This window comes from Bacillus sp. T2.9-1 (assembly GCF_950097965.1).
GTDB lineage: Bacteria > Bacillota > Bacilli > Bacillales > Cytobacillaceae > Niallia > Niallia hominis.
Map to the genome: position 1 here is coordinate 1 of NZ_CATNHG010000074.1, position 26,214 is coordinate 26,214.

Genomic DNA, 26,214 nt, shown 5'->3' on the forward strand with positions numbered 1-26,214 from the left:
CTCGTCTTAACGGCAAGAAAACTTGTGCGGTTGGTCGATGCGCTGCTACGCAACGATCAAGTCTACACGCCAAGAAGGAAGGTGAATAACTAAAGGATAAAACATCCTAAATCCTTCAATATTTTCCAGTAAATGGTTTAATATCTTACTGGGTTTCTTAAGTATTGTCTTTTTTAGGTATTGGTTGGCTTACAATTTCCAATTCCTTAGATTTTGGTACTTGACATATTACCGCAGGACTTCTCCAGCTCGCTATATTGTGCTCGATATAATTGATAATACTGTCCTTTTAAAGCTAACAGTTCTTCATGTGTACCCTGTTCGGCAACCATCCCTTGATCAAGTAGCAGAATTGTATCTGCCTTTCTGACTGTAATCAATCGATGGGCAATCGTAATCGTCGTTCTTCCTGGAATTAATTGTTCTAGTGAGTCTTGAACCTTTTCTTCCGTTTCCCCATCTAAGGATGATGTAGCTTCGTCAAAAATTAACACTGGTGGCTGGCGTAAAATTGCTCTTGCAAGGGCAACCCGTTGTCTTTGTCCCCCCGAAAGCTTCAAGCCACGTTCTCCAACAACCGTTTCATACTTATCCTCCAAGGAATCAATTAGCTCTTTTAATCCTGCCGCTTCAACAGCCTGCTCCAGCTCTTCCATCGTTGCATCTGGCTTTCCATAAAGAAGATTATTGCGAAGCGTACTATTTAATAGGAAGGTTTCCTGTGAGACAACTCCAACCTGCCTGCGAAAACTATTGCGATTATAAGCAAATAAATTTTTCCCATCAATGGTCACTGAGCCTTTCTCCGGTTCATAAAGCCCTAGCAAAATTTGAATTAGTGTACTTTTTCCTCCGCCACTTGTTCCAACGATGCCGATATGCTTACCGGATTCCACAGAAACAGATACACCCTTTAGCACTTGCTTATCGCTTCCTGGATAGGAAAACCAAATATTATCTAAATCTATTTTTCCTTGAACTACACCAAAGTTCGGAAGATTTTGTTCATGCTCTTCTGGCAAATCAAAGTATTCGTATATTCTTTGCAATGCTGGAATGGCTTGTTGAATCGTTAAGGCATTTTCTGCTAAGGAACGAACGGGCTGGAACATGATTGGAATAAAGTTCAAGCAAGAAACGAGTGTTCCAACGGTAATATTCCCTTGCCAGATCGATAATCCACCAATTAGCATCACAACACCAGGAGTAGCAATATTAAATAAATTTCCTAGACGCCAATTGACTTTTCCAATTAAAGCCGCCCGAATAGAATAATTTTTCCAATTGGTCAGTTTCTTTTCCTGTGTAGCAATTTCCTCTTTTTGCGTTTGATAGGTTCTTACTAAACGAACACTTTCGATACTTTCCTGCAAATGCTGATACATGTCTGCACTCATATCTCTTTGTACCGCACTCATTTTCCGCATTGTTTTCCCTAATTTAAAGGATGGGAGAATGTAAATAGCAAATACAATGAACATCACAATCGCAGCTGGCCAGTATATCGCAAATACCGTGATAAAAGCTGCTACTGCACTAATTACTTGTTGAAGTATCCGTGGTACAACCGTATTATTTAAATTTTGTATCGATTCTACATCATGGGTTAGTCGATATAGCATATCCCCACGAGGTGTCTTTGAAAAAAAGGACATCGGCGTTCTGTGAAGTCTTTTAAATGCACGAATTTGCATATCTGTAATCACATCAAAGCCAATTTTCACCTGTACAAATTCTTGTAAAGATTCAAATAGTGCCTTCCCTAAAAATGCTGCTAATATTCCGAAAACAATCCATAAAATAAATGCTATTGCTTTGTCTCCGATTACTTCATCTACCAATTTCCCTACAAGAATTGGAGGTAAAATCGTAAATGCACCACCAATTAATGAGAAAAATAAAGCAATCAATAACTTACGCCAATATGGTTTAAAATGCTGTAAAGTAGTTCTTAATAAGTTCATTCTTTTTCCTCCCCACAAAGAGTTATTGTATTACAAATAATGAAAATATTCACTATAATTTACGAAAAAATTTCGGATTATGAAATTTATTTTTGTACATTAAAAAAGAAGGCAGCAATTGCTAACCTTCGCAAAATATTATTCCGATTTTTCAAGTGATATCTAGGATTGTTTACTATCTATAGCTCTACCACTTTCGATCTGGACAGCTCTTCTTAACTAAGCTAGCACGGAAGCGGACAAAGCATCCGCATTTCCCACATGTATGTTGATTTAGGTACTCACATTGTTCACATATGCTTAACCGCTGATCTCTTACTTCCTCCTGGGCTAAATCTATTTCGAAGGAAAGCTGTTCTTGAACAAGTGCTTCAACATCTAATCGACCAACCTGTTCCTTTATCTCGCAGCCTACACAAGCCATCTTAATTTTCCTTTGTTAGGATGCTTGCAACACTCATTGGAGGCAATGTAACTTTTAGCGTTTCTTTATCTACTAGATAACTAGTAAACTCTTTTTTTGCTACAATTTCTGGTTCTTCAAATGTATTATGTGCATCCATTACATCAGCTGTAATATATTCCGCTTTTAGGACAACAAATTCTCCATTCTTTCTAGAAAGCGTAATTTCTCTCGTTTCTGTTACATCATAGTTACATAAGGAGATCGCTACTTTGCCGTCCTTCTTGGAAGCTGTGTATGTGACATGATTAGTCTCATCGCCATAAGAGTCGACAAGCTCTGCATCCTGATGATGTTTATATAAATCGAAAACATGATAAGTAGGGGTTTTAATCATTTTTTCCCCTTCTGTTAAAATCATCGCTTGTAATACGTTCACCATTTGGGCAATATTCGCCATATGAACGCGGTCTGCATGCTTATGAAAAATATTTAGCGTAATCGCAGTAAGCATTGCATCACGAATCGTGTTTTGTTGATATAGGAAGCCTGGATTTGTTCCAGGTTCTACGTTGTACCAAGAACCCCATTCATCTACGATTAAACCAACTCGTTTTTCTGGATCGTATTTATCCATAATAGTACTATGCTTCGTGATTAACTCGTCCATATACTGTGCATGTTCTAATAAAGAATACCATTGTTCCTCTGGGAAGTTTAAGGCATTTCCTTTATCCTGCCATACTCTTGTTGGAATGGAATAATGATGTAAACTAAGTCCATCCATAAAGTTTGCGGCATTTTTCATTAATACTTCTGTCCAATTATAGTCATCTACACTTGCGCCACAGGCAATTTTATAAATATTATGTTCTCCATACTTGCGGACATATGTCTGATATCTGCGGTATAAATCCGCATAATACTCGGGACGCATATTTCCGCCACAGCCCCAATTTTCATTTCCTACTCCAAAAAACTCTACTTTCCAGGCTTCCTCTTGACCATTCTCTCTACGAAGATTTGCCATTGGCGACTCACCGTTCATCGTCATATACTCAACCCATTCTTGCATTTCCTGAACAGTTCCACTACCAACGTTACCGTTAATATATGCTTCACATTCTAACTGACGAATTAATTCAAAAAACTCGTGTGTTCCAAAGTGGTTGTTTTCTGTTACGCCACCCCAATGTGTATTGACTATTGTACTTCGATTCTCAACTGGTCCAATTCCATCCTTCCAATGATATTCATCCGCAAAGCAACCACCTGGCCAGCGAACTACTGGTACTTGAATTTCCTTTAATGCTGCCACTACATCTTTACGAATTCCATTTACATTAGGAATATCGGAATCTTTGCCAACCCATACTCCTTCATAAATGCATCGCCCTAAATGTTCTGCAAATTGTCCATAAATATGTTTACTAATTTTCGGTCCTTGTTTATCTAATAATAAATTTACTTGCATATTGTTATTCCTCCATTACTGTTTTTTTGGAAAAATGTGAACAGATAATAGGCTACTCTATGTATTAATTCCTCCTTTGCGTCTAACTCATTATCCATTGCCAGTTACATACTTCAAAGATAAACTTACGACTAAAATATATTATATTTTGTAACCGTTGTCAATAACTTAATAGTATACTATTTTAATAATTTTATCATCTTTGTTAACCATTCGGTTATGTAAAATAATTTATTTTGCCATTAATTTATTCCTGTAGTAATATAAGAATAATAAAAGGGGGAATCACACATGCAATTAGATATTTCGGAAAATTCTATCCCTGTGTACGAGGTTCTATCCAGTCCTACTCGAATCAACATTATTAAATTATTATCCAAGAAAAAAATGAATATTGGAGAACTAGCGAAGGAATTGAATATAAGTAGTGCGATAGTGAGTAGACATATTACAAAAATGAGCGATGCAGGGTTAGTAAAAACCGAAACAATCCCTGGTAAATCTGGTCTGCAAAAAGTTGTTATCTTAAAAGTAGATCGAATTGAAATACAATTTCCACAAAAGATCTACTCTGCTTATGAAAGCTATAAACAGGAAATTCCTGTTGGGCATTATTTTAATTTTGATGTTTATCCAACATGCGGACTTGCTACCACAACACATCCAATTGGCGAATACGATGATCCCAAATACTTTATGGATCCACAAAAAAATCAAGCAGCTATCCTTTGGTTTACAAAGGGATTTATTGAATATCGCATTCCATCTATTTTAAAAAAGACGGATAGGCTAGAGATGATTGATATTGTATTAGAGGCATCATCAGAATTCCCTTTTTCCAATAATGTTTGGCCATCTGACATTACGTTCTCCTTAAATGGAAAAGAGCTGTGTATGTGGACTAGCCCAGGAGACTTTTCTGATACAAGAGGTCGCTTCACCCCTGATTGGTGGCCGAATGAAACCAATCAATACGGCATCTTGCTAACAATTCGCATTACCAAGCATGGTGTTTATGCAGATGGGAAAAAATTATCAGACACTACTATTGACGAGTTTCGTGAAGAACAACGTGGAATGTGGGATTTAAAGGTAGAAATAAAAGAAGATGCCCACAATCTTGGTGGCGTTACTTTATTTGGAAAAGGGTTTGGAAATTACAATCAAGATATTAATTTTATTACTTATTACAGTAATCCTGTGTGATGGAATGGGAAACTCCTCTGTTGAAGAATAAACTGCACGGTTAATGGTTCTTTCGTTTTTGGAGAAAAGCTGTTTAGTAAAGACACTTTTTCTTTTACACTTGTAAATTCGGTTTTCATGCTTGGGATGAAAACCTTTTTTGTTTTTGGCATGAGGTTTGGTGTTCATTGGTTTGGTGAACACTACTTTTCCAGCTTTTGGCATGGATTTTGGTTTTCATCGGCTTGATGAACACCACTTTTCCCTCTCCTTTCATCAATTTTGGTTTTCATCGACTGGATGAACTCCACTTTTTCCTCTCCTGTCATCAATTTTGGTTTTCATCGACTGGATGAACTCCATTTTTCCCTCTCCTGTCATCATTTTTGGTTTTCATCTCCTCCATAAACACCACTTTTCCCGCTTCCCCAAAGCTCCCGGCCTTCATCCAGGATCAATCACCAATCTCCCCCTCTAAACCTCCAAAGCAAAAAGCTGCACCAACATCGGTGCAGCAAAATTATTATTTCAATAAAAGCACAGCAAATTGCTCTAGCTCTAGTGCTTCTTTTACTACTTCTCCGGTTAATAGATTTAGTTTGCCAACAAGCTCTTCTGGCAATTTCTGTATCTTTGGATGTTGATTAATAACAAAATAATAGGAGGAATCTGCTGTGTCTCTTTTCGTAATTTCTAGACCTTTTCCGTTCGTGCAGATTGGTTTTACAGTCGTTTCTGCTATCACTTGATCGAATAAATGGGCAATGCCCTCTTGCTCTACTTGTGTGCCAACATACCAGACATTCCCTTTCCCATACGAATTTTTCGTAATTGCTGGAGTATCACTGTAGAAATCCTCTTTATAGGTGGCAATGGCCTCTGCACCTTCGAGATGAATAATGTCACATAGCAACGTACAGGTATATGCATTTCCATCATTAAATGCAACGGCATTTTTTTGCTCTGGCGCTAATGCATCTATTTCTTCTACCCATATTCCAGCTATTTTGCGCAATGGTCCTGGGTATCCTCCTAGGTATACATTATCTGATTCATTCACAATACCGCTCATAAAGGTAGTGACAAACTGTCCTCCATTTTCAACAAACGCTGTAATGCGCTCTGCCAAGCCTGCTTTCATCATATAAAGAACTGGGGCTACCACCACATCATATTTAGAGAGATCACTATCGACCGAAATCATATCGACTAGAATATTTTCATTATAAAAATATTGATAGTACTGATGGATTTGGTCTACATAGGTTAAATCTTTATTTGGTCCACTCGTATACTCCAGCGCCCAATAATTTTCCCAGTCAAACATGATGCCGACTTTACTTTTTATTGTTGATCCTAGAATTTCCTCTAATTGCTGTAGTTCTTTTCCAAGCTCCATCACTTCTCGAAACACTCGTGTATTTTCATGTCCAACATGTTCAATGACAGCACCATGAAATTTTTCACATGCCCCTACTGAACGGCGTAGCTGGAAAAATTGGATGGTGTCAGCTCCATGGGCAATTGTCTGGTAGCTTTGCGCACGCATTTTCCCTGGTCTTTTTAAGGAATTATAAGGCTGCCAGTTTTGTTGACTTGGGGTTTGTTCCATTAGCATAAATGGTTGCCCATCTTTAAGCCCGCGCATCAAATCATGGCACATCGCTGTATAGCTTAATGGTGTATTATAGCTTGGATAATTGTCCCAGGAAACAATGTCCATCTCTTTTGCCCATTTAAAGTAATCTAAATTTTTGTAAGTACCCATTAAATTTGTAGTGATTGGCGTTTCAGTATCGTATTTCCGAATCGAATCTCGTTCCATCTTGAAATTTTCCAGCATGCTATCCGAGTTGAAACGGCGATAATCTATAGATATTCCTGCAAAAGCGGTTTTATCGCTGCCAATTCCTTCACTTAGTGCATTCGGCAATACTACTTCATCCCATTCATAAATAGTATGACCCCAGAATTCTAAGTTCCATGCTTTGTTTAGTGCTTCAATCGTTTTATAGCGATTTTTTAGCCATACACGAAAGGCCTTCTCACAGTTTTCGCAATAGCACTCGCCCCCATACTCATTATTAATATGCCAACAGGTTACATGGGGATTGCTTCCATATCTTTCTGCAAGTTTTCCTGCCAATTTGCTAGCAAACTTCTGATAAACAAGACTGTTCGGACAAGCATTATGTCTTTGTCCAAACTTATGATGTCTTCCTTCATAATCGGTTCGCGCCACTTCAGGATATCTTTTTACCATCCATGCAGGCAAAGAAGCAGTAGAAGTAGCGAGAATAATGTCATACCTATCCTTACTTAGCATTTCTATGATTTCGTCTAGCTCATCAAAATAATATACTTCTTCCGAAGGCTGAATTTTTGCCCATGAAAAAACATTGATTGTTGCCGAATTAATTCCTGCCTTTTTAAAAATGCGCATATCCTCTTCCCAGATATCCTTTGGCCACTGATTCGGATTATAATCTCCTCCATACAAAAAACGATTAAACAATTTTTTCTCCATATTTCATCCCTCCGCACTTTTTATACATTCATTATAGAAAGGCAAATGGAGAAAAAGTATAATAAGAGTAACTAGTTTATATAAAATTATGAAACTATTGTAAGGGGATACATAAATGGAAGTATATTTTAATTTACTAGATCATTTCAATCCTTTTTCCATTGAAAGCATTGGGTATATGTGGGAACAACCAATGGTCTTAAGAGAAGAGGGATATCCTTACTATCACTGGCTACAAACAGCAGAAGGATTAGGGGAAGTAACGATTGCAAATGAAAAAATCCAATTGCATCCTCAAGAAGGGATACTTATCGCACCATTTGTTCCCCACTTTTATGAATCGATTTCAGCAAAAGGATGGCGCACAAACTTTATGACAATTAACGGTACTTTTTCCGCAAGTATAGCCGAGATACTTGGTACTTCCTCTTACTATCTAGCAAATGACTGTCCTGATTTTTCCTATAGTGATTGGACGCAGAGGATGTTATCACATATAAAAAACGAAAACAAAAACTCTGTACAGCAAAAGCTTTCCGTTGACGTGTATAACTTCTTACTAAATATCCGGGATCATGGTTTACACAGAACGTTTCAAAAGAATGATTTATATCATCAATATATCTCCCCTACTATCGAATGGATTGAAACAAACTATGGAGAAAAATGTGATATTTCCGATATAGCAGGAAGGCTCTTTATATCGCCACAGTATTTGAACAAGCTTTTTAGACGATTTGTTGGCATTTCCGTCTATCAATATGTACTTGCTTATCGAATCAAAAAGGCTAAAGAAATTTTAGTTACAAAAAGAGATGTAAAAATAAAAGACATTACCTTTCTAACTGGATTCAATGATACAAGTCACTTTGTTGCCACCTTTAAAAAAGAAACAGGATATACTCCTAAAGAATTCCGCTCCTTTTATTAGAAAACTCCTCCACTTCAAAATGGAGGAGTTAGAGACAACGAGCAGGCCCCTTTATTAAAAAAACCGCTTCTTCCAAAAGATCAAAGCAGTTACGCCTGATAATAGGAAGGAAATCATAATCGCAATTGTAAAAGAATATGGTACATCTTGATATGGAATATGAACATTCATTCCATAAAAGCTTGCAACCATTGTTGGTAATGACAAAATAATCGTGAAAGATGTTAAGAATTTCATGACAATATTGACATTATTTGAAATAACAGAAGCAAAAGCGTCCATCATCCCACTTAAAATAGACATATGGGTTTCAGCCATCTCAATTGCCTGCTGATTCTCAATAATTACATCTTCTAGCAATTCTTGATCATCTTCATACATTTTCAAATAATTGCTTTTGAGCATTTTTTGCATGACAATATTATTTGATTTTAAGGAAGTGGTAAAATACACCAAGCTTTTTTCGATATTAAGCAAGGAAAATAGCTCTTTGTTTTTCATAGATTGGTGAAGTTCTTTTTCAATAGTATCTGTCTTCTTGCTAATTTGCTTTAAATATTTTAAATAGGCAGTTGCCATACAGTATAATATTTGCAGGGAGAATCGTGTCTTTTTATACGTAAAAAAGCTCTTCATTCTGCCTTCAGAAAACTGGTAAAATATCGGATTATCCTTTAAGCAAACCGTAATAAAGCAATTCTTGGCAATAATCATACCTAATGGGATTGTGTCATAAATAGGCATACTTTTCTCATCAAAGGAAACAAGGGGGAGATTCACGATAATTAAGACATTTTCCCCATCCTTTTCAATTCTTGAACGCTCTTCTTCATCCAAGGGATCTTTCATAAACGCTAATGGAATGTCTAAACCGGTAGCAATTTCTGTAATTTCTGCTTCTGTTGGTGCAATTAAATTAATCCAGCAGCCATCCATCATGCTATCCGTTTCTTTCAGCATTCCTTCTTCAGTAGAAATATAAATTTTTCTCATGTTCTTACCTCCTCTTGTTTAGAGGAAGTCAAAATGCTCTGCCAAATAAAGTTGAATCTTTATCAGCATTCAAACTTCTAAAGGAAGGGTTATTCATGACTCCCTCTTTCATGGCCGTGGGTTCCGGATCAGGTTCCATACACATTCGAGTACTCATAAAAATTCAACTCCTTGCTAGTAATCTTTAAACCTATTACATACTACTTTATATTTTATTTATTGTAAACCGTAAAGGTGCATCTTTCCTAAGCCTCTATCCGACCACCTCTTTGTATTTGAACACAAAAATAAGGAAGAAATTTAGAATTTATTCCATAGATTATTTTCTTAAATATTCGTATAATTTTAAAAAATCCAAAAACACTTCACAACACGGAGGTACATATGAGCGAACTTGCAAAAAAACATCCAAACTATGCCGAACCAACACCGCCTAGTAAAACAAAACTAGTGGACAAGTTTTTAAACATCATTGAACGTGCAGGTAATAAGTTACCTGATCCTATTACCTTGTTTGTCATCATGTCAGCCATTATTTTAGTCGCTTCTTATTTACTATCTTTAATTGGTGTCTCTGCTACTAATCCTAGCTCAGGCGAGACTATTGAAGTAGTTAATTTACTGAATCGAGAAGGTATTATTCAAATCTTAACAAGTATGGTGAGCAACTTTACTTCCTTCCCTCCATTTGGACTAGTATTAGTCATTATGCTAGGGGTTGGTCTTGCAGAAACGACAGGTCTTATTCAAACGGTTATGAAAAGAACGGTGTTAAGTGCACCAAAAAAATTAATCCTTCCTGTTATTGTTTTAACAGGAGTCCTTGGCAATATTGCAGCAGATGCGGCATTTATCGTGTTCCCACCAATTGCAGCGCTTATTTTTATGAGTGTGGGAAGAAGTCCTATTGTGGGTCTTATTGCCACTTATGCAGCTATTGCTGGTGGCTATAGTGCAAATCTGATTCTTAATTCTTTAGATGTATTAGTAGCCGGTATTACAGAACAAGCTGCAAAAACGGTAGATCCTAATTATGTTGGAAATCCTACGATGAATTATTATTTCTTAATCATTTCTACCTTTTTATTAGTTGCTGTCACTACTTGGGTTACCGTAAAATTTGTGGAACCTCGCTTTGGTAAATACACAGGTGTAGTACAACAACTAGAGCAAGTAACTGCAAATGAAAAAAGAGGATTACGTTTTGCCGGTATTACCTTAATCATCTATTTAGCTGTCATTTTATTAATGGTTATTCCAAGAAATGGTTGGCTACGCGATTTAGAGACAGGCTCTGTTATTAACTCGCCATTTATGTCCTCAATCGTTCCACTCATGCTATTTTTCTTTTTATTACCTGCTTTAGCATATGGTATTGGCTCTAAAACGGTTAAAAGTGATAAAGATATTGCGGAAAAACTATTTAAATCCATTGCAGACTTAGCTCCGTTTATCGTGCTAGCTTTTGTCGCTGCACAAATGATTGCTTACTTTAGCTGGAGCAATATTGGTCCGATTCTTGCGATTAAAGGTGCAGAATTGCTTCAAGCGATGAACTTTACTGGTCTGCCAATGATTATTGGTTTCATCATTATTTGTTCGTTTATTAATCTATTAATTGCCAGCGCATCTGCAAAATGGGCATTACTATCTACAATCTTTGTTCCGATGTTTATGTATTTAGGCTATAGCCCAGCATTAACGCAAATGGCTTATCGAATTGGAGATTCTATCACAAATCCAATCACACCAATGCTTGCCTACTTTGCGATCCTTTTAGCTTTTGCTAGAAAACACGATAAGTCGATTGGGATTGGAACTCTAATATCAGCATTGCTTCCTTATTCTATCTTCTTTGCGATTAGTTGGATTTTATTGTTCTCAGTCTGGTATTTATGTGGACTTCCATTAGGACCAGGAGACCCTATCTTCTTAAAATAATTTAGACATTCACCATGTGCAACCTGAAATTTAGGTTGCCATGCTACATATAATTTTAAAAAAATGGAAATGAGGGGTAAGTAACATGGAAGCTTTATTTTCACTCTTAAAAGAATACGAACAGGAGATGATTGAAATTCGTCGTCATCTTCACGAACATCCAGAATTATCCTATCACGAAGTATATACACCTGCTTATATTGCAGAATATCATCAAAAATTAGGGCATGAAGTTAGAACTGGCGTTGGTGGTCGCGGTGTAGTTGCTACACTAAGAGGGAACAAACCAGGTAAAACAGTTGCATTACGGGCAGACTTTGACGCACTTGCCATCCAGGAAGAAAATGATATTCCTTATAAATCTAAAGTAGATGGGGTCATGCATGCATGTGGCCATGACGGTCATACTGCTACTTTATTAGTATTAGCAAAAGCATTAAACAAGCTGCAGGCAGACTTCGAAGGAACCATTGTCTTTATTCATCAATTTGCGGAAGAGCTATCTCCAGGTGGTGCGATTGCAATGATTGAGGATGGATGTTTAGAAGGGGTGGATGTTATTTTCGGTACCCATCTATGGGCAACAGAACCACTTGGAAATATTATGATTAACGCAGGTCCTATTATGGCAGCTGCCGACCAATTCGATATTACCATTCAAGGAAAGGGCGGCCACGGATCCGAGCCACATATGACGAAAGACGCGATTATGATTGGTGCCCAATTTATTACAAATGTACAGCAAATTGTTTCAAGAAGAGTAAATCCATTACACCCTGCTGTTGTTTCTATTGGTAGCTTTGAAGCGCAGAATCCCTTTAATGTTATTGCTGATACTGTAAAATTAAGCGGAACAGCGCGAACATTCCACGATGAAGCTCGTGACTTAATCGAGAAGGAAATTGGAAATGTCATCAAGGCATCCTGTGAGATGGTTGATGCAACTTATGATTATCGTTTTAAACGTGGCTATCCTGCTGTTGTGAACCATCAAGAAGAAACAGACTTTATTATCAAGCATGCAGAACAAATAGAAGAAGTGCAACAAGTAAGAATTTGTGATCCACTTATGGGCGGAGAAGATTTCGCATACTACTTACAGCATGTAAAAGGCGCCTTCTTCTTTACAGGTGCCATGGATCCTAATTGGAAAGAAGTATATCCACATCATCATCCTAGATTCAATATTGATGAGCGGTCACTTTTAATCGCAGCCAAGACACTAGGAACTGCAGCATTACACTATTTAAAGAATGAGTCTGTCGAAATTAAACAAGAAAGCTTGATTAACGAATAAAAGGAAAAAGAAGCTGGGACATATGTATTTTAGCCAAAGACAAAGCCAAACAATTACACGAAAGTTTTCGTATGATTGTTTGGCTTTTCAATAGCTTTTTAAGAGGAATGTTTCCGTAATGCTGTTTGTTAATACTCTTCATTCCCCATCGTTCCTTGTTCTTGTCGTTCATACAAAAACAATGCTACCTTTAAATTAGTTAAGTGGTCTAGATTATCAAAGTCACAGTTCAATTTTTCCTGAATTTGTTGAATTCGATAGTAGACCGTATTTTGGTGAAGATGCATTATTTCAGCTGTTTTTGAGACATTTTTATTCGAATATAAGTAGCTTTGTAAGGTACTCAACCATTCATTTTTTGTTCGATTATTTACTTGGGAAAGAATAGGTCCCAAAATATTTTCTACAAAGTATTCTGCTTCTTCTTCTGGTACATTAAATAAGTAGCGCTTATAGCCAAGAGCTTGAAAGTCAAACACCGATTCCTCTTTTTGAATGGGATCCATCTCTTTCTCTAATAATTCAGCATCTTTATAGGAGATGGGGAGGTGACGCATCGAGTAAACCGGACGGCCAATATAAACGAGTATATCCTTATAGCTCGCTTGTAATCGTTCTATATATTGTCTAACAACTTGAACATTCCCCGAATCTTCCTTCTTTGCGCCTAACAGCAGAAATAGTTTATTTCGATTTGGGAAAATCATCACTGAAAATTCTTTTTTGAATACTTGCCGCATCCCTTCCTCTAGCAAATGAAACTGCGTTAGTTCTTCAAAAGAATGCTGCTTGCTTTTGATTACAAGAAAGACAAAGTACTTGGAAGGAATCATCTCCTGTTTTTTTAAATAGCCTTGAACCTCTGTAGTTAAATTCAAGTTTAAAATATCTTTTAATAAAGCTTCCTTTTCCGCTTGTCTGCTCTTTAATTGTTCTTGGAGCTTTATTTGCTCAATCGCAATAATAGAAGCAGCATGCTGAAAGGAAAGCTCTCCCACAATATCGAGTGGAACGCTTTTTCCTGTAATCACTAAATAACCAATTGTTCCAAATGAAGATTGCACAGATAATGCCTGTCCAAACAACTCCTCCCTTTTATATATTTTCTGTAGCTGCTGGATTTGCAGGACTTTCCGATTTTCCCTAAGCCAGTCGCTTAAAAATGAAACATCGCCGCTAGAGGTTGGATGAGATATATCAAGCCGACCTAATGAATCAAAATAATAAATGCAATCATTTGGATTTCGGGCAAGACTTTTTACAAGTGATTGCATCCCGTTTCCTTCTAGCACTGTCTCATTTAATTGATTATGCAGTTTAAGAATTGTTTCTAACTGTAGAGCTCTTTGTTGTTTTTCATAAAAAGCACGTGCATTTACAATAGAGATGGCTATTTGACTCCCGATTGCTTCTAGAAATCGTAAATCCTCTTCTGTGAAAAAGCCTTCATTTTTAAAGTTATCAATCGTAAGAACGCCAATTTTTTGCTGCTGATAAACAAGCAACACAGACATACAGCTAACTGGCATTAAAGCATGAACCGTCGATTTCAGATAATATTGAAGTGTCTTATTCCGCATATTGGACATTGCTTTTTCAATTTCGTCGATTGTATTGATTAACATGCTTCTACCTTCTGCAAAAACGGTTCCGCTAATCCCTTCTCCTTCTAGCAGCTTATTTTGCAAATAAATATCTTCCTTAAAATTAACGGCAGCCTCAATTTCCAAATACTGATTTTCCTCATTCCAAAGCAATAAAAATCCTGCATCTGCCTTATCAATAGCGCCAATAACGTCTTCGATAATTTGCTGAATCAATTCCTTTAGACTATCATTTGTCGTAATATTTTTCGATACTTGTATAAATGTGTTTAATCGTCGCTCCATATTATTCTCGTTGCTCATTTACTTCCCTCTTTAATACAAATTATTTATTAAGATATTAGTATTATCCCCTTAAATTTATTTTTTGTTAAGAACATTCACGCAAAAAAACAGGACGGCTCGCTAACGAGTAGAACCGTCCTGTATCCATTTTTATACTAACTTATGTCCACAATTGGAGCAAAAATTCCCTTCCCCTGTTTTCGTCCCACAATTTGGACAGAAATTCGGTCGCTGCTTTTTCTCCTGACTCTGTGGTGCTGGTTCCGATGCTGGTTCCGATGCTGGTTGTTGATTTTGCTGCTGATTTTGATTTTGCTTATTCATTTTATCCATCATTTGATTAGCCATATTCATGCCCATCATCATTCCAGCCATGTCAGATGCCGTTCCACCACCAGAATTTTTCCCACTAGACATGCTATCTATCATGGAGATTTGTTGATATTTATCAATATTGCCAACCATTCCATGGGATGCATTTTTATTAATCATATCCTGTACTTCCTTCGGATAGCTAAAGCTCATGATTTGGAAGCCTGTGATAGAAAGTCCGCTTTCGGCCATTTGACTATCTAAATCTTCTCTTATGCCTTTAGCAATTTCAAAGGCATTTGCCTGCAGATTAAACATATCCTTTCCTTCTGTGACAATCCATTTCATAAGAAGCTGATCTAGAACGGAGATAATGCGTATTTTTACATCTTCCACTAAATACTGGTTCTTAATTCCTGCGATTTTATCAATTAAAGAAATATAATCATTTACTTTAAATTGAAAGGTTCCGTTCGCTCGAATTGGCATTCCTCCAGGAAGTCCAGTTGCTGGTATATTTATCGCATTTTTTGTACCCCATTTAACCGTAAATTCCTTTGTATTGACAAATAGCACCTCTACACGCATTCCGCTGTTAAATCCAAATTTGAAACCTTTTAAAGTTGATAAAAATGGGACGATTTGTGACTCAATATCATACTCTCCATCTTCTTGGAATGCTCCCTCTATACTGCCATTGTTTAAAAAGATAGCGTCTTGCCCTGGGCGAATAATTAATTTACTGCCCTTCTTAATTTCACGGTTTTTCCATTTATAGAAGATCATATCTTCTCTGAATTCTTCCCATTCCACAACATTTGCAAATTGATTGCGAAAAAATGACATCGTTCTATCCCCTTTCATTATTCAAATAACTGTTTAGAATTTCCCTCTACTTCCACTATGGGAGTGACCACCACCAGTAATCCCTCCACCACCACCTGAATTATTTTGTGGCTTTCGTTGTTTTGTCACTGTTTTTCGAATAAAGCGATCATGTCTATTTATAATCTTTGAATTTCGTTTATCCATATACGTATTGCCATTTACCGTTACTTTTCCGCCTGATCGGAAGACCATAATACTCACTACAATTCCCGCAAGCACAATAGAAACAATCAATTGGAAGCCCCAATGAGAAAGAAGTCCTAGCATCCCATTTGAACTATTTCCTTCGATATATTCATTTCGAGAGTCAGCAATTCCACTGTAATCATAATCATTTTCTAAATTTGCTGGATCATCAACCAAATAATAGGCTGATTCATGCATAAAGGTTGAGAACGCCTCAAAATAGTCACCTTCAGATAAAGCTGGCGTTATTTGTTCCCGAATATAATCTAAAGTAGCATTATCCAAATTATCTTCTGCCTTTTTAAAGCCGGCCAAATAAATATCCCTTTGTTCCATGTCAATTGCCAAAATAGCTGTATTTCCAAAAGGCTGATCATAGCCAGGTGCCTCATCATCATAATAATCCTCAACGTATTTCTTGATGTCTTTTCCATCTATACCATCTAATGTTAGTACCAATAATGCCGTTTCCGTTTCTTCCCCTAATTCCACTGCCAAGCTTTCTAGTTCTGTTCTTTCCGTATCTGTTAAAAGCATTGCTTGATCAAAAACAAATTGCTTTTGGTTTTCTGAAGCCGCCTTTACTGTCATACCAGAAAAAATGGACATTATTGCCAAGGCAATAAAAAGGAAACTACTATACTTGATTAACAACTTTCTCAAAAGAAGCCACCTCCCATAAAGAAGGAGACACATTTTAATGCTAGGAAGGAACTAGCGGCAATTCCACTAAACCATAATGCCACTTTTCCTTTACTAATTGGCGGTTTTCCTACTACTTTTCCTGTTTGCCCATTCATCGCAAAAATATGCTCTTGGTTTTCATAATCATAGCTTACCATCCATACAGGAAGTAACACATAGTCACTTCGCACCGCTCTCGTATCAATATTTTTATCTCGATAATGAATCGAATGATATCCAGCGAAAGTGGAGTGCACAAAGGAATCAACATAATCACTAATTTTATCTTTTGCTCTCGGCAATAACGCTGAATCTGTATAATTATATTTTTCCGATATAAAGCCAGCAAGATAAGGTGTTTTAAAATCTTTTAGCTGTTCATAAGGAAAAGGCTCTAATTTATCCATTAGCTCGTCATTCATTTTTTCAGAAGCATCTACTGGAATTTTCACATAATCTAAATTTATTTTCCGATAAGCTTCATAATACTTCGTTTCCGTATAAATATAATCCCCACTTGTATAAGTCCGAACCTTCGTACATGATGCTGTTACATCCACATCACTATTTAAATCATAAAGCCAAAATGGAACGTACATACCTGTAATGCTTTTTATCCGATCTGCACTCATAAATCCTTTTGGTGTTAGAAGTCCTTTTCTGCACCATTTTCGAAAGGCTATGATGGCCTCTTCTTTACTGATGGTAAAAGGAATTACTTTTTTAGGGGCAAGCACACCTGCCAACCGATCGGCGATCACTATTCCCGCACCACAAAAACTACAATTGGTTGCCGTAGTATCTGCTTCTGTTAATAACACTGCACCACAGTTGTCACAATGGTACTCCTTTACTTCATTTTCTTCAAATGATGCAGACATTAAATTGTCTGGATAGTTTTCAATATTCTCTTCATTTCCGCAGCTAGGGCAAGATAAACTGCCAGTATCTGCATTAAAGCTCATGTCTCCCCCACAATTTGGACATTTATAATGAAGGATCAAGTTAATCACCTCAATTTATTTATCTATCAATATACTAATAATAACTTAATTATCCTCTTACTGCTTTCCTACCCTTGAAAAAGGATGATATATACATATACTGATTGGATGTAGAAAAAGTTTCATTTTCCTATTCTCTCCTTAGAATCAAAGCCCATCACTTCATATTCTAATTTTCATAAAGAACTGGCATAATAAGGAGAAAAGGAGACAAAAAGCGAACGTTAGATGTGGTGTATCACAATAAACAATTAGGTACTTTCGAAACTTATATATAGGGGGAAAAGAATGAAAAAAGCACTTTTGATTATTGATGTCCAAAATGGCATGTTTCAAAAAGGGAATGTCGTACATAATGGCGAGCAATTACTTCGTCGTATCAAATCTTTACTGGATCAAGCACGCTTCACAAAAACACCTGTCTTTTACATACAGCATCAATCAGCAATTGGTAAACCGCTGGAATATGGTACACATGGTTGGGAAATCCATCCCGAAATCGCTCCAGAAAAGGAGGATATTATCATTCAGAAAACAACGCCAGATGCATTTTTTCACACTTATTTAGAGCAAGAGTTAAATCAATTAGAAATTGAGCAATTAATTATTACTGGCATCCAAACAGAAGCCTGTGTCGATACGACTTGTAGAGGTGCTTTTAGTAAGCATTATAAGATTACGCTTGTTTCTGATGCACATAGTACTTGGGATACTAATTTGTTAACAGCCGAGCAAATTATTGGGCATCATAATGAAGTTCTACGTTGGTTTGCAGATGTATATCCTTGCTCGAAGATAAGTTTTTAGGCGCTATTGCCAGGAGAAAAAGGTTAACTTAGAAGTCTTTTTTTAGCGTATATTTCTACTTGAAATAAACTCCTGTTAATGTTGATGTCACAGTATTATCAGGTTGTACTTTATATTATTTTCAGCTTAACAAGCTACTTTTCGTACAGCATTTTTTACTTTTTGATTATATCGGCTTTAAGATGTAAGATGCCTTCTCTGTTACCTTTTGTTGTTGGTATTCTTGGGTTGGGGCTCAAAGGGCGATTCTCTGTTACCTTTAAAGGGTTCCTTTTTGAGGTACTTTTCTTTAAATGTGTGTCGATTTGACAGTGGCATTGGCAGCGTTATTGGTATATAAAACCCCACTTACTATTGGTACAGTTCACCGTCATGCATTAAAATAAGGATTTCTTAGACTCACTCCCTTTTAAACAAGACGTTTTGTCCTGAATCAAGTAATCGGCAAAAGGGAAATAAGCGGAAGTTTTCCGGTTAAACGCAGAATAGAGCTTTTTTCGGGGTAAATAAGGGGATTTTTTCCGATTATGCAAAGCAAACTCTCCCTTTTTCGCATTTTTCGAGTCAATAGGCGGAATCTCTCCGTCTATTTAAGCCTTTTTTAATAATAATTACTAAATAAGCGAAATTTTTCCGTCTATTTTTCAACCCAGATGCTTTCCCTTATACCCCAACCGACAAGTGCGGACCCTCTCGAACCCTTGATACACAAAACAGCACTGCAAATGACAGAAGATTAGACATCTTTAACAGTCCCTAAATCATATTGCCGTTAACAAAAAAGCGGACCGCAAATTGCCTTTTTCAGCATTTACTGAAGGACTTTATATTTATTGCATTTAACTCATGTACCACAATAGGTTTTAAAAGCTGGATTCACCTTTTGCGGGGCTATGCCGTATTCTATTTGTTCTTTTGTATAAGCATATGGATTAGAAAGCATTTGCAATAATTCTTCCATTACACTTAAATCCCCGTCTTCTGCAGCATCAAGAGCTGCTTCTACAAGGTGATTACGAGGAATGACGACTGGATTATGCTTTTTCATTTTTTCACGTGCGCCTACTTCCCCACCTTCTTGGCTCTCTATTCTTTCCTTCCAAGCCTTGTGCCAATCAATAAATGCTTGATTTTTACTTAGCTCCAATTTATCTACTTCCCCTAATGCTAAAAAGCGGAAAGTATCTGTAAAGTCAGCTCGATTATTTTGCATGATGCCAAGGAGCTTCTCAATTAGTTCTGCATCTTGTTCTTCTTCTTTGGCTTGTAATCCTAGCTTTCCTCTCATGCCATCAAGCCAATGCTCTTGATAATACGTATTAAATGCATATAATTCATTTTGGGCTAGTTCCACTGCTTTTTCCACATTATCATGCAGTAATGGCAACAAGGCTTCCGCAAACCTCGCCAGGTTCCAGCCAGCGATTTTCGGCTGATTTCCATATGCATAACGCCCTTGGACATCGATGGAACTAAACACCGTCTCTAGATGAAAGGTATCCATAAATGCACAAGGACCATAGTCAATCGTCTCTCCGCTGATTGTCATATTATCCGTATTCATAACACCATGGATGAATCCTACCAACTGCCACTTTGCAATTAAGGTAGCTTGACGTTTAATCACCTCTTTAAACATTGCTAAATAGTGATTTCCATCTTTCTCAATCGTTGGAAAGTGGCGGTCAATCGCATAATCTGCAAGGGCTTTTAGTTCCTTCTTCGAATCAAGGGAAGCTGCATATTGAAAGGTCCCTACGCGCAGATGGCTTGCTGCAACTCTCGTTAAAATTGCTCCTGGCAAATCTGTTTCACGAACAATCTTTTCTCCAGTTGCCACGACTGCAAGACTTCTTGTTGTTGGAATACCAAGTCCATGCATTGCTTCACTTATAATATACTCTCTCAGCATTGGCTTAAGAGTAGCTCGCCCATCTCCTCCGCGAGAATACGGAGTGCGGCCAGAACCTTTTAATTGAACATCAACTCTATCACCTGTCGGCGTAATATGCTCACCGATCAACATTGCCCTTCCATCTCCAAGCATCGTTGGATGGCCGAATTGATGCCCTGCATACGCTTGTGCAAGAGGAAAGCCTCCTTCCGGAATCTCATTACCACTTAATACTTGTATCACCTCTGGGCTTTGCAATTGTTCCGTATTTAATCCTAATGTCTTTGCCAAATCGTAATTTAGCTTCACCAAGCTTGGCGAACTGACTGGATTTACCGTCATTTCAGAATAAAAAACACCTGGAAGACGAGCATAGCTGTTATCAAAATTCCAGCCAGCATTTATTTTCATTTCACTATTACTCATATTAGCTCCCTTCCAATCGTTATTTGGATATTTTCTATTATACCCTCTTCATCATATGGAACATGCAATAACCTCTAAATAGGTACGAAATCGTTTATTTTTTATACACTTCTTCTTTTGAATGAAAATCATCTTTTATGATTGTTTCTTCCATATTTTCTTTTGTTACAGCAACTGGTGAAAGCAAGATAGTCGGAACCTCTATTTTCCCATTATTCACCTTATTCTCCACAGGGATCATTTCTCCATTTGCCATCCGAACAGCAATTTGAGCTACTTCTTCAGCTAATGCTTTAATTGGCTTATATACAGTCATCGTTTGAGTTCCTTGGATTATCCGTTGTGCTGCTGGAAGATCGCCATCTTGTCCAGCAACAGGAATTTTCCCTTCTAGTCCATATTTTTTAAGTGCTTTAATGGCACTTCCAGCAGTTGCGTCATTTGCCGCGATAACAGCATCTATTTTATTGTCATTTGCTTTTAAAGCCTCTTCCATGTTACTGTATGCATATTCTGGATTCCAGTTTTTTGACCATTGATCATACACTACGGTAATATCACCTCTATCTATAAAAGGTTGTAAAACTTGAAATACGCCTCTTTTAATAAGATGGGCATTATTATCCGTATCTGCTCCTCCAATGTATACATACTTCCCTTTTGGCACTAATTTTGTAATTGCTTCCGCCTGCAATGTTCCAACCATTTCATTATCAAAGGAAATATATAAATCGACTTCGGCATTTTTTATTAATCGATCATACGAGAGAACCTTTATTCCAGACGAATGAGCTTTGTTCACAATAGTTGCCATTGCTTCTGCATTATGTGGGACTACGACTAATAAATCGACCCCTTTGCTTATTAACGTCTCTGCCTGTAAAATTTGCAAAGCGTCATCACCATTCGCAGCAACGCTTTCTACTTCTGCACCTAGCTCTTCCACTGCTTCTTTAAATAAATCTCTGTCTCTTTGCCATCTGTCTTCTTTCAAGGTATCCATTGAAAATCCTATTTTAAGCTTTTTAGTCTCTTCTTTTGCTTCTATTGTTTTGGAAGTAGCCTTAGACGGCAAATACCCTTCCTGTTTTCCTTGTTCCTTATAACAGCCAGCAAAAATACCTGTTAAGCATAGTAACAGAATGAACAATGTTTGTTTTCCTATCCGTCTCATCCAACTCTCTCCTATTTTAATCACTTTAGCTCTTTCTTCTAATGGTCTTGTTAATCAAAGAAGTATCTAGGACGTCTTATTCGCTAATAATAACTTCCGATATTCCTTTGGTGACATATTGCATAGCTTTTTAAAGACTTTACTAAAATAGTTGGGATCATGGTAGCCAACTTCGAAGGTAATTTCTTTTATACTTTTATCCGTATCTCTTATTAATTCCTTTGCCTTTTCAATTCGACATTCTGTTAAGAAATCAATATAGTTAACCCCTTGCTTTTCTTTAAAAATCTTGCTTATATAAATAGGACTAAGACCGACTTTCCTAGCCAATGAATCTAAGGATATATCTTCTTGAGAGTGGGAAAGAATATATTGCTTCAACTGATGGATCGCATCTGCTTCCAATCGTTCTGTTCTTTGTCTAAAAGAATGAACCATTTCATCGAGTAATCTCGTTGTTTCTACTTGCAATTCCCGATAGTTTAAAGGCTTATATGCATATAAAGGGGGATCTGTCTCCATTCCCAATTCTTCCATCACTCGCGATATAATCCAAAGAATTTCTAATATTCGTTGCTGTGTATGCAATACGTCTGCCGCTTCTTTTTCATAGTGCTGCAGAACATATAAAATATATTTTCGTACATTCTCCCATTGCCCCATTCGAATTTGGTCAGCAAATTCCTTTTTCCGGTGCTCTATTAATCTTCCACTCATCGTATCACTTGAAGATGCTGCTTCTTCTGAATAAAAACGATATTTTGTTGGTAAGGAAATATCCATCGTCGCAAATAGAGCTTCATGGTACGACTGGCGAACCTTCTCTAAGGAATCCGAAACATTCCCTATTCCAATAAAACAATCCGCTTTCTTCGTACGTTTAACAATGGAAAGCACTTGTTGAGCTAGAGAAGTTGCCTGTGAACGATAAGAAACTTTTTCGTCTCTAAACACAATGATAGGAAGATGACTACCATAAAGGGCACCTACCCAGCAATTTTTCGTTTCTCTAATTTTCTCTTTTATGACCGAATAAAGAGACTCTCCCCCTGTTGGCATTAGCACTAGCATGACAAACATTTCCTGTGTAGATGGCGTCTCTAACATTTCTACAAGCATATCAACATGCACTTCGTGGACATGATCGAATAATAATTGTGTTACCACATCAGTCTCCACTAGAGATAACGCTTTCGAAAATGCTTCCTCTTGATATTTTCTGACGATAGTTGCTCTATGTTCCTCTTTAATCTGCTGAAAAACCTTTCCGACCGTTGTAATAATTTCACTTGCTCTACTCGGTTTAAGAATATAATCCTTCACTCCTAGCTTTATGGATTGACGCATATATTCAAACGTATCAAAAGCAGTGACCATAATAAAGCGAACCATTGAATTGCTTGCGATAATCCTTTCCATTGCTTCCAAGCCATTGATGCCAGGCATTTTAATATCCATTAGTATTAAATCAGGTCGAAATGTTTCCGCTAATTCGATTGCCATTTTTCCATTTTTCGCTTGCATTATCTTTGTATCAGGAAAACCTTTTTTTATGATTGCCTCCATTCCATCTCTCTCTATTTGTTCATCATCTACAATGAGGAGTTTTATCATCATCCCACACCCTATTTTTTAATTTGAATGATCACCTTAGTTCCTGAGCCAATCTCACTCTTAATCGTTATGACATCTTCCTCGCCGTAAAACAGTCGTAATCTTTTTACTACATTGCTAAATCCTATTCCAATGCCTTTTGATTTATTTTCAACTAGCTGTGAATCCTCTGTAAGTAATAGGTTTATTTTATCCTTATGTATTCCAATCCCATCATCTTCAATTTCGATTAGGACTGTATCCTTCTCATCGATTACTCTTGCCCAAATCGTTCCACCATCCTCATTTGGTTCCACTGCATGAATAACTGCATTTTCAATAATTGGCTGTAAAGTTAACGACGGAATTTTCCAATCTAGACAGCATTCATCTATCTCCATAAAAAATCGTAATCTATCTGTGAATCTTGCTTTTTGTATATCCATATATTGCCTTACCACCATTATTTCCTCTCGCAGTGTCACCGACCGATCTAATTGCTTTAAATTGTAGCGCAGAATTCCTGCTACACTAACTAATAAATCACTTGTTTCTTCTGAACCTTCTAAATAAGCCTTTTTAGATATCGTATTTAAGGTGTTAAACAGAAAATGGGGACTGATTTGACTCTGTAAACTTTTAAATTGACTTTCTTGCAGTAATAGTTTGCTCTGCTGTAATTCATGTTCTAACTGTGCCTTATGTTTTATTTCTGAAATTAGCATATTAATGTTCTTTCTCATTCGATCAAAGGTTCTCGCTAGAAAGGCAATCTCATCTTTTGTTTCTACTTTCACCTGCAAATCAAATCGGCCCTTAGACAATTCGTTTGCTGCCTGGGTTAGCTTAAATATTGGTCTAGTAATAGTTAGAGAAAACCAATATGTTACCAAAAACAATACAAACATGATTAATAATAAAAGGAAGATTCCTAATTTCATTACTTCACCTGACTGTTTAATAATACCTCTATAAAAACGGTCATAGGTCTTTAGCTCTGTATCTACTAAAGATAAAGACATCTCTGAAATATATGTTGATATGCTTGTTACTTCAGAAAATTCCTGAGCTGCCGCTTCACTGTCATTTTCTGATAAAAATAGCAGAAGTCGATTGGTTGTTTCAATAAAACTATCCATTAAATGAACATAGTTTGTTAAGGTAAAATTGTTTTCTTCATTTCTTAGTGTAATAACACCTTGCTTTGCTTCTTCCATTCTCTTCTTACTTTGGTTAAGCTGAGACATATTTTCTTCAGATGGTTTTATCATGTAGTTATTTATATCAGTAATGACATTCTGGCTACTAGTGGTAACTTCGTTTAGTTTTAAATAACGCTGCAAAATCTCATTATACTGTTGTTGCGTCTTGTGATTATAGTAAGTAAGCGCAATCCATATAACAGACATGATAATCAAGACAATGGTTGTGAGCAGAAGAATTTTTTTCTGAATACTATTCATTTGTATTTTCCGCCTTTTGTATCTTTATATCTGTAAGATAGCCATTTTTATCTAACGGAACTTTTTCACCGTTCAGCCATTCCATCATTAACTGGACACTCTGTTCTCCCATTGCTTCAGGAGTTTGCTCTACCATGGCATCTAAGGTTCCCTCTTCTAATAGGGAGATGGATTCCGGTCCATCATCAAAGGAATATAAATAATAAGGATCGATTTGGTAACGCTTACTAATTTCTTTAACCAAAGTTCCCAAAACATTTGCATTAATAGCAATGAACGCATTCGTATCAGGTTCCTTATTTAAAATATCCTGTGTTGTCACAACTACTTGCTCTTTCGTTGTATCAATTGTTTTTGCATACACAACATTAATATCTTTATATTGTTTAAGTATCTCCTCTATGCCTTTCAATCGTTGTTTTTGAAAATATTCCTCCTGGGATTCAAGCATGAGAACAACCTTCCCCTTTGATCCCATATCCCTTACTAGTTGCTCTGCAATCATTTTTCCAGCTGAAAATTGATCGGACCCTACATAAGTTCTTCGCAAACTGTCAGCTATCGGAACATCATTGGCAACAGTAATGATAGGAACTCCATAAAAGGAGGCTTTTATTTTTGTCAAATTCTTAAACTCATCCGTATCTAACCCCTGAACAATAATTCCATCTACTTTCGATTGAATCGCTATTTCGACGTTTTTCAGAAAATCTTCCTGATTATGGCTATAGCTCCCCCAAACTTCAAGACTAACTTCTTCAATTTCCGCCTGCTTCTTCGCACCCTTTGCTACTTTATCCCAAAAAGGAGTATCTCTTTCCTGAGTGATTAAGACAAGACGCTGCTGATCTTGATTGTTCATCCTATCATCAGAGGGGAATTGCCAATCCGCACGAAAAACATTTTTTGCTGCATCAAATGTAAAATAACAAAGAATTAGGATGACCGTTAAAAATATAACCATAATTGTTTTTCGCAAAAGATCAGTCTCCTTCCATTAATTGTATCCCACAAACTCATCATAGCATCCTTTGTAGATTGTTCAATAGTTATCTTTTCTGGGAAAAGTAATATCATTTATCTAGTGGGAAATAACAGCAAAAAAGGGATTAGTGAAAAACGTGGCATAGGCTTGTCCTAGTGAAAAAGCGGAAAAGAGGAGAGACCGCTGTCTCTCCT

19 protein-coding genes are annotated in these 26,214 nt (G+C 36.9%); 5 read left to right on the top strand and 14 right to left on the bottom strand.

The features are described from left to right. Nucleotides 1–206: 206 nt before the first annotated feature. The 3 genes from QQZ16_RS05770 to QQZ16_RS05780 all read right to left on the bottom strand — a co-directional run bounded on the left by QQZ16_RS05770 (nt 207) and on the right by QQZ16_RS05780 (nt 3,841). Entirely contained in the window at nt 207–1,964 is a 1,758-nt protein-coding gene (locus QQZ16_RS05770) for an ABC transporter ATP-binding protein (protein WP_284561179.1), read from the bottom strand. Nucleotides 1,965–2,151: 187 nt separating this feature from the next. Beyond that, nucleotides 2,152–2,388, bottom strand: a complete 237-nt coding sequence (locus QQZ16_RS05775; protein WP_031536126.1) for a DUF6171 family protein — start codon at nt 2,386–2,388, stop codon at nt 2,152–2,154. 1 nt (nt 2,389) lies between these two features. Then, the gene (locus tag QQZ16_RS05780; RefSeq protein ID WP_031536124.1) at nt 2,390–3,841 is read right to left on the bottom strand and encodes an alpha-N-arabinofuranosidase; all 1,452 of its coding nucleotides are present in this window, start codon (nt 3,839–3,841) and stop codon (nt 2,390–2,392) included. Nucleotides 3,842–4,132: 291 nt separating this feature from the next. On the opposite strand from QQZ16_RS05780, the gene QQZ16_RS05785 reads away from it, so the two are divergent. Next, a complete protein-coding gene (locus QQZ16_RS05785) occupies nt 4,133–5,047 on the top strand; it encodes an ArsR/SmtB family transcription factor (protein WP_031536123.1) in 915 nt (304 codons plus the stop codon). Between the two features lie 502 nt (nt 5,048–5,549). Here QQZ16_RS05785 and QQZ16_RS05790 read toward each other — a convergent pair. After that, nucleotides 5,550–7,553, bottom strand: coding sequence for a beta-galactosidase (locus tag QQZ16_RS05790; RefSeq protein ID WP_031536120.1), 2,004 nt, complete (start codon nt 7,551–7,553; stop codon nt 5,550–5,552). A gap of 115 nt (nt 7,554–7,668) precedes the next feature. Between QQZ16_RS05790 and QQZ16_RS05795 the strand changes: the two genes are divergently transcribed. Beyond that, nucleotides 7,669–8,484, top strand: a complete 816-nt coding sequence (locus QQZ16_RS05795) for an AraC family transcriptional regulator (RefSeq protein ID WP_031536118.1) — start codon at nt 7,669–7,671, stop codon at nt 8,482–8,484. A 54-nt stretch (nt 8,485–8,538) separates the two neighbouring features. Here the strand turns inward: QQZ16_RS05795 and QQZ16_RS05800 are convergent, their stop codons facing one another. Then, a complete protein-coding gene (locus QQZ16_RS05800; RefSeq protein ID WP_031536115.1) occupies nt 8,539–9,477 on the bottom strand; it encodes a magnesium transporter CorA family protein in 939 nt (312 codons plus the stop codon). 384 nt (nt 9,478–9,861) lie between these two features. On the opposite strand from QQZ16_RS05800, the gene QQZ16_RS05805 reads away from it, so the two are divergent. Together QQZ16_RS05805 and QQZ16_RS05810 are read left to right on the top strand one after the other, a co-directional pair. Beyond that, nucleotides 9,862–11,418 (top strand): AbgT family transporter, encoded by a 1,557-nt coding sequence (locus tag QQZ16_RS05805; protein WP_048719342.1) that lies wholly within the window; start codon nt 9,862–9,864, stop codon nt 11,416–11,418. An 85-nt stretch (nt 11,419–11,503) separates the two neighbouring features. Next, on the top strand, nt 11,504–12,715 hold the full coding sequence (locus QQZ16_RS05810) for a M20 family metallopeptidase (protein ID WP_031536111.1): 1,212 nt from the start codon (nt 11,504–11,506) through the stop codon (nt 12,713–12,715). Nucleotides 12,716–12,843: 128 nt separating this feature from the next. Here the strand turns inward: QQZ16_RS05810 and QQZ16_RS05815 are convergent, their stop codons facing one another. The 4 genes from QQZ16_RS05815 to QQZ16_RS05830 form a co-directional block, all read right to left on the bottom strand. After that, nucleotides 12,844–14,622, bottom strand: a complete 1,779-nt coding sequence (locus tag QQZ16_RS05815) for a helix-turn-helix domain-containing protein (RefSeq protein WP_031536109.1) — start codon at nt 14,620–14,622, stop codon at nt 12,844–12,846. A 132-nt stretch (nt 14,623–14,754) separates the two neighbouring features. After that, nucleotides 14,755–15,762 carry an SPFH domain-containing protein gene (locus QQZ16_RS05820; protein ID WP_031536107.1) on the bottom strand — a complete coding sequence of 336 codons (1,008 nt, stop codon included), beginning with the start codon at nt 15,760–15,762 and terminating at the stop codon, nt 14,755–14,757. Nucleotides 15,763–15,795: 33 nt separating this feature from the next. Continuing rightward, complete coding sequence (locus QQZ16_RS05825) at nt 15,796–16,653, bottom strand: TPM domain-containing protein (protein WP_048719339.1); 858 nt, start codon at nt 16,651–16,653, stop codon at nt 15,796–15,798. After that, nucleotides 16,650–17,678 carry a hypothetical protein gene (locus tag QQZ16_RS05830; protein ID WP_031536103.1) on the bottom strand — a complete coding sequence of 343 codons (1,029 nt, stop codon included), beginning with the start codon at nt 17,676–17,678 and terminating at the stop codon, nt 16,650–16,652. The genes QQZ16_RS05825 and QQZ16_RS05830 overlap by 4 nt, the downstream gene beginning before the upstream one ends. Before the next feature lie 288 nt (nt 17,679–17,966). Here QQZ16_RS05830 and QQZ16_RS05835 point away from each other — a divergent pair, with 288 nt between their 5' ends. Further along, nucleotides 17,967–18,485, top strand: coding sequence for a cysteine hydrolase family protein (locus QQZ16_RS05835; RefSeq protein ID WP_031536101.1), 519 nt, complete (start codon nt 17,967–17,969; stop codon nt 18,483–18,485). 844 nt (nt 18,486–19,329) lie between these two features. Here the strand turns inward: QQZ16_RS05835 and QQZ16_RS05840 are convergent. The 5 genes from QQZ16_RS05840 to QQZ16_RS05860 form a co-directional block, all read right to left on the bottom strand. Next, the gene (locus tag QQZ16_RS05840) at nt 19,330–20,805 is read right to left on the bottom strand and encodes a protein adenylyltransferase SelO (RefSeq protein WP_031536099.1); all 1,476 of its coding nucleotides are present in this window, start codon (nt 20,803–20,805) and stop codon (nt 19,330–19,332) included. 94 nt (nt 20,806–20,899) lie between these two features. Beyond that, the gene (xylF, locus tag QQZ16_RS05845) at nt 20,900–21,979 is read right to left on the bottom strand and encodes a D-xylose ABC transporter substrate-binding protein (RefSeq protein ID WP_031536097.1); all 1,080 of its coding nucleotides are present in this window, start codon (nt 21,977–21,979) and stop codon (nt 20,900–20,902) included. Nucleotides 21,980–22,045: 66 nt separating this feature from the next. Further along, nucleotides 22,046–23,593: a response regulator gene (locus QQZ16_RS05850; RefSeq protein WP_031536095.1), complete on the bottom strand. Its 1,548-nt coding sequence runs from the start codon at nt 23,591–23,593 to the stop codon at nt 22,046–22,048. Between the two features lie 11 nt (nt 23,594–23,604). Then, on the bottom strand, nt 23,605–25,035 hold the full coding sequence (locus QQZ16_RS05855; protein ID WP_031536093.1) for a sensor histidine kinase: 1,431 nt from the start codon (nt 25,033–25,035) through the stop codon (nt 23,605–23,607). Next, nucleotides 25,028–26,014, bottom strand: coding sequence for a sugar ABC transporter substrate-binding protein (locus tag QQZ16_RS05860; protein ID WP_031536091.1), 987 nt, complete (start codon nt 26,012–26,014; stop codon nt 25,028–25,030). The genes QQZ16_RS05855 and QQZ16_RS05860 overlap by 8 nt, the downstream gene beginning before the upstream one ends. Nucleotides 26,015–26,214: the final 200 nt, after the last annotated feature.